This is a genomic window from Desulfotomaculum sp. (assembly GCA_003513005.1).
Classification (GTDB): domain Bacteria; phylum Bacillota; class Desulfotomaculia; order Desulfotomaculales; family Nap2-2B; genus 46-80.
Window position 1 is genome coordinate 1 of record DOTD01000070.1, and the last position, 5,780, is coordinate 5,780.

Annotated in this window: 5 protein-coding genes; 3 read left to right on the forward strand and 2 right to left on the reverse strand. The window is 43.8% G+C overall.

Annotation, left to right across the window (positions count from 1 at the left end):
• The first annotated feature begins 483 nt into the window (after positions 1-483).
• Positions 484-1,419, forward strand: coding sequence for an NAD(P)/FAD-dependent oxidoreductase (locus DEH07_08640; GenBank protein ID HBY04569.1), 936 nt, complete (start codon positions 484-486; stop codon positions 1,417-1,419).
• A 72-nt stretch (positions 1,420-1,491) separates the two neighbouring features.
• On the opposite strand, the gene DEH07_08645 is transcribed toward DEH07_08640, so the two are convergent.
• Positions 1,492-2,340 (reverse strand): mechanosensitive ion channel protein MscS, encoded by an 849-nt coding sequence (locus DEH07_08645; protein HBY04570.1) that lies wholly within the window; start codon positions 2,338-2,340, stop codon positions 1,492-1,494.
• Between the two features lie 266 nt (positions 2,341-2,606).
• On the opposite strand from DEH07_08645, the gene DEH07_08650 reads away from it, so the two are divergent.
• Both DEH07_08650 and DEH07_08655 read left to right on the forward strand, forming a co-directional pair.
• Complete coding sequence (locus DEH07_08650; GenBank protein HBY04571.1) at positions 2,607-3,995, forward strand: stage V sporulation protein R; 1,389 nt, start codon at positions 2,607-2,609, stop codon at positions 3,993-3,995.
• Between the two features lie 303 nt (positions 3,996-4,298).
• A complete protein-coding gene (locus tag DEH07_08655; protein HBY04572.1) occupies positions 4,299-5,039 on the forward strand; it encodes an N-acetylmuramoyl-L-alanine amidase in 741 nt (246 codons plus the stop codon).
• A gap of 75 nt (positions 5,040-5,114) precedes the next feature.
• Here the strand turns inward: DEH07_08655 and DEH07_08660 are convergent, their stop codons facing one another.
• Positions 5,115-5,426: a hypothetical protein gene (locus DEH07_08660; GenBank protein HBY04573.1), complete on the reverse strand. Its 312-nt coding sequence runs from the start codon at positions 5,424-5,426 to the stop codon at positions 5,115-5,117.
• Between the last annotated feature and the right edge of the window lie 354 nt (positions 5,427-5,780).

Genomic DNA, 5,780 nt, shown 5'->3' on the forward strand with positions numbered 1-5,780 from the left:
CTTCATATTCTCGCCTACTGCGCCATTGAAGCCAAGATAGTGGAATCGATAGAGCAGATATTTGAACAGTTTCTTTGGATGTGTGACCAGGCTCAATTACTTCTATCATTTTAAGGGAGCAGGTTCTTTAATTTGCTACGGCTCCTAAGCGTGTGGGCAATACGATTTGCCCCTGCTGCTCCAGTTTGAGCAAGAGATCCCGGCAGGCCATATCCTTTATCTGTCCTGTGGGAGAGTGCCAATTCCAGAATCGGCAGAGTTCCCTCGACAGCCTGCTGCGGTTCCATGAAGGGTTGTCAGAGATCAATCGCTAAGACTGCCTGGACGTGATATTCGGTTATCTCTGTTACCCGGAATTCAGCTTCTGTTTTCATGTTTCCATATTACATGATTTGCAGCGTTGAGTCCAGGACTATTTTTCTATTGAGGCGTAATTTGAGAAAAATATTTACGTAGCTGAGTAGTTACCCTCTTGGAGCGATTATGCCGCTTAACTTTGACAAGGTATGCGCCCTGGCCATAGACAGAACTATGTTCGACCGCCGGTTATACACGCAGGCCGTTGATAACGGGGTGGATGTGAGATTATCCACAAGGGTTGTTGGTCTTAGAAGAAATGGGAATGAAATTGAGATAAAAGCAATTTCCGGCGGCAGGGAACATTTATTTAAAACACCCCTGTTAATTGGCGCTGACGGGGTGAATTCTTTAACCGCCCGTTTTATCAATATACCCCGGCCTGAAATAAAAGTCAGGGCCTTTGCCGCTGAAGTAGAGATGCCGAATGAAGAAGCCGGCTCTGTAAAACTCTTTCTGGGGAGATCGATCTCACCAGGCTGGTTTGGCTGGATCATTCCCTTGGATGAAAAACAAAGCCGTGTGGGGGTGGGAGTTTTTGATAATTCAGCAGGGCCGTTACATTGTTTTAAAATGCTTATTGAAAGATATCCGGAACTTTTTAAGGACATGAAGATAAAGAAAACAACCGGCGGCATTATTCCTGTCGGTCTTCCTCAAAGGGTATACGGCGACAATGTCATGGTTGTCGGCGATGTTGCCTGTCAGACTAAACCCATCTCCGGTGGCGGTCTCTATTTTGGTCTTCTAAGCGCCGGCCATTGCGCTTCTGTTGCTGTTGAATCACTTAAACAGAATAATTTTACCGGAGAAAGACTGTCCGCCTACCAAGTTCTATGGGAAAAAAACCCGGGTAAAGAAATAATAAAGGGGCTTTCTTACAGAAAAATGTTTAACAGTTTCTCGGACAGACAAACAGAATCTATCTTCCGCAGTCTTAACCAGCCATTTGTGCGTTCACTTGCTGTAAGATACGGGCATATTGATTCTCCTTCCGATCTGATCGGAAAAGTGTTAGGCAGGGGGTTTGATCTGGCTTCTCCGGGTTCAATAATTGGTTGACGCTTGTATGCCGGAATTTGCCGTGAGATTTGTTCACAGAGCCGGGTGAGTGGATGCAGCGGTTTTCTTCATTTACTTCTTCTCTTCCCCCCAGTATAAAGTTATGTGTTGGTAAGGAATTTCTATTCCCAGTTCATCAAAGGTATTTTTAATCCTTTTACGAAGCTCGCGTCCAACCTTCCACTGCTGTAGGGGCAGTGTTTTAATCATCAGCTTGATGATGACTCCGCTGGGGTTGAAATTATTAACGCCCAGCACTTCCAAAGGGGCAAGGATCAGCTGCTTGAATTCAGGATCTTTGGACAAATTATCGCCTATTTTATTAAGTATCCCAATAACATAGTCAATGTCCTCACGGTAGGAGATTTCCAGGTCGATCAAATACCCTGACCAATCCTTGGTCATGTTGGAGACCGAAGTTATTGAACCGTTGGGGAATATGTGAACTACACCGCTCAAGTCCCGCAGCACAGTCGTTCTTAAATTTATTGAAACAACTTCACCCGAAGTGCCATTCAAAGAGACGATATCGCCAATCCTGATTTGATTTTCCAGGAGTATAAAAAATCCGCTGATTACATCCTTGACCAGACTCTGGGCGCCGAAGCCAAGGGCCAGGCCGCCAATTCCAGCCGCCGTGATAATCGGCCTGATATCGATTCCCAATTCATTGAGGATAATAATCACAGCCACCACAAAAGCACTGACTTTAACTATCTTGTGCAGAATTCCCAATAGAGTATGGACGCGTTTTTTATTTTCCTGTACGTATTCCTGGCTGGTCAGCACTTTCTCGAACCTTTTAAAGGCGGTGTTGATCAGACGTTCCGCAATAAAAGCGGCGGCGATAACCAGCAGGATGCGCAGCCCCGAATGGAGCAGCCAGCCTGTGAGAAGATCGATAAAGTCTTTCCAGTTCATGTTCTCCCCCCCAGATTATTAATAAATATCTCATCCGGATTATAACAGGAATAGAAGATAAAAATAAAGATTCGTTTCCTTCTCGTCCATCTCTTTACCTCAAACAAAATATCCACCAGGAACAAGCGGGGTACTCTATAAACATAAATTATACCAGGAAAAGAACTTCAAGAAAAACAGCTTTAGACGTCCAAAAGGCGCAGCGGTGAACATATACTATTTATGTATGTAATCTTCAAAGCTGTATCTGGTTAGGAGTGATTTTTATGGCAAATGACGAACTGCGCCTGCTGGAAAAAGCCGTTGAAAAGATAACCGCCATAGCGAGAGAATTCGGGCTTGACTTCTACGATATTTTTTTTGAAATATGCCCGGCTGACATACTTTATACTTTTGGGGCATACGGTATGCCCACCCGTTATTCACACTGGACGTTCGGCAAGGCCTACCACAAGATGAAAACCCAGTACGATTACAACCTGAGCCGGATCTATGAGCTCGTGATTAATTCCGACCCCTGTTATGCCTTTTTACTGGAGGGGAATTCACTTATTCAGAACAAGCTGGTCATTGCTCACGTTCTCGCTCACTGTGATTTCTTTAAGAATAACGTTCATTTTCGACGCACTGCCCGCAATATGGTCGAGTCCATGGCGGGGGCGGCGGAACGGTTCAGGGGCTACGAAATGCAGTACGGCAAAGACAAGGTTGAATCTTTCCTGGACGCGGTTATATCAATCGAGGAGCATGTCGACCCGCGCTGCTTTCTCAATCCTAAAAAGAACAGAAAAAAGGAACCTGAAGATACGACCTATGATGACCTTTGGGAGATCGATCAGCCCAACCGGGAAAATAAAAGCGAAGATAACGTGAAATTTCCCGAAAGCCCGCAAAAGGATTTACTGCTCTTTTTAATGGAGCATTCCCGCGACCTCAAAGACTGGCAGCGGGATATAATTTCAGTGATCAGGCAGGAGATGCTTTACTTCTGGCCGCAGATGGAAACCAAAGTCATGAATGAGGGCTGGGCAACTTACTGGCACCTGAAGATAATGCGCGAACTGGATCTAGTTGAGGACGAGGCCTTAGAATTTGCCAAAATGCATACCGGGGTTGTTCAGGCTTCCCGTTTTCATTTGAACCCCTATTTGATCGGCCTGAAGCTTTACGAATCCATTGAAAAAAGATGGGACCAACCCGGTAAGGAAGAAAAGGAAAAGTATAAAAGGGCTGAAGGCGGGGGAAGAAACAAGATCTTTGAGGTAAGGGAATCCGAAAACGATATTTCCTTTTTAAGGAACTACCTGAGCAAAGATCTTATCGAGGAGCTGGATTTGTACCTGTATAAAAAGCAGGGCACAGAGTGGAAAGTGGTGGAAAAGGACTGGGAAGTAGTACGGGATGTGATTGTCGACAGCCTGACCAACTGCGGTTTTCCCTATCTTGTGGTGGAGGATGGCGATTACGGAAAGCAGGGTGATTTGTATCTGAAGCACAATTACGAAGGTATTGAGTTGGACGTTTTCTATCTGGAAAAGACCCTTCCCTATGTACATCAGATATGGGGGAGAAAGATACACATCGAGACTGTCGTTGACAGTAAAAAAGTCGTCTTTTTATACAACGGCGATAAAATAAGCAAAAAATTTCTCTAATCAAAAATCCCTGTCAGTACAAGAGTTTGAAAGTTTTGTCCTTAAATATGAAATTAATATCTGCGATTATAAAATGAGAACATTTGATAAAGATGGACTTGATAAAAAGAGAGGTGGATTATCCACTTCTTTTTTATAGTTAGAAAGGGGCAGTATATAGGATTATAAAGATACTCGTTTCTTAATTCTACAAAATACTGCAAATTAAAACGATTGATAAATATTGTCTGATATAGTAAATTTATGTCTGACTGTTACAGATTATATTGAACAAATAACAAGAAGAAAGGAGGAGATGATCATATGTTAGTCTGTTTAGATCCTGGTCATGGCGGTTGGGATTCAGGCGCTGTCGGTCCTGCCAGGACAAAAGAGTCAGATGTAAACCTACAGATCGCCATAAAAGTTGGCAATTATCTTTCCCAGGCCGCTACTGTTTGTTTCACACGCACAACTGACAAAGCCCTGGCTGATCCGTCCGGTAATGTGTCGGGTGATTTGCAGGGCAGGGTTGCTATTTCAAACAGCAAGAAGGCTGACTGTTTTGTAAGTATTCATTGTAATTCAGCCACTGCAAACGCCCACGGGATGGAGATATGGCACGACAGCCAGAAAGGTAAGGTTTTAGCCCAGAAGATTTACGATCTGCTTCTTCCGGCTGTTGGCCTAACAGGCCGCGGAGTAAAGGACGATAATAAGGTCGGGCATCACCTATACGTTTTGGTTCATTCTGACTGTCCTGCTGCCCTTGTGGAAGTTGCGTTTATATCAAATCCTCAGGAAGAAACCTTGTTAAAAGCGGCTGAATTCCAGGATAAGGCAGCTTGGGCAATTGCTTGCGGTATAGCCTCTTATTTGGGGCTGAATCTAAATACAGAAGGTGATGATATGGAACTGCCGAAGATCAAGGTTGTTGTTGGCGGTAAGGAGTTGGAAGGTTACCTGTATAATGGTACTTCCTGCGCTCCTGTAAGAGCGTTGGCTGAAGCGTTGGGTAAGACAGTTACCTGGAACGAGGCAACCAAAACAGTAACGGTAAGCTAAAGGGCCGTGCAGTACGCCTCCAGTTTCACTAAATATATCTGTCTTAAGGCCCTAGCCGAAAGCAGCTTTTATTTATTATTTAAAAGGTCCTGTTGATATAATTTTTTGGCTTTTATCAACTTCGACTACTCGGGAAGCATAGCTGTTTGCCTTTAATACCGGTATAGTCATGAGATACCCGATTAAAACCAGGGCAAGTGCAATTATTTCGATATATACAGGAATTTCTGGCCAGCCAAACCTTTTATCAAAACCAGGAAGTATAAAGATCAATGGTAAAGATAAAAATGATAATTTGACAGAGTCTTTTCCGATATGATCGACCTTCTTTACAGCAATACATTCATGGCCGCTCAGGGTAAGGAAGCCCTTTACATTCTTGAACAAGCCGTAACCATTTACAGGGATAAGTTAGTTCTTGTCGTAGAAGCGGCAACAGCTTGTGAATCCGCTTCTTCAGCAGATAGGCTGGTAATGTAAAATTGGATATCTTTCTTCGGCTTTTCGCCGTGCAAATCCGTGAATAATCTTTCTACCCTGGCAAACTGGGCTGCGTAAGGGAAATTTGTCTATCCCTTTTTTACGGGAACAGTTTTAATGGTGCGTTTTTCAATTCGTCCGTGCCCTTTTTCCAGTGTTTGGTATGGAGGGGGAAAAATCCTCATTCTTGATGCCCTTGATAGTCTCAAAAAGGTTTCCCTGGTTAAAGTTTTACCGGAAATGTTGTTTATCAGGATAAAC

Bases quoted from the DNA above. Each gene is read 5' to 3' on its own strand.
- DEH07_08655 (HBY04572.1), top strand. From the start codon at position 4,299: ATGTTAGTCTGTTTAGATCCTGGTCATGGCGGTTGGGATTCAGGCGCT.
- DEH07_08640 (HBY04569.1), top strand. From the start codon at position 484: ATGCCGCTTAACTTTGACAAGGTATGCGCCCTGGCCATAGACAGAACT.
- DEH07_08650 (HBY04571.1), top strand. From the start codon at position 2,607: ATGGCAAATGACGAACTGCGCCTGCTGGAAAAAGCCGTTGAAAAGATA.
- DEH07_08645 (HBY04570.1), bottom strand. From the start codon at position 2,340: ATGAACTGGAAAGACTTTATCGATCTTCTCACAGGCTGGCTGCTCCAT.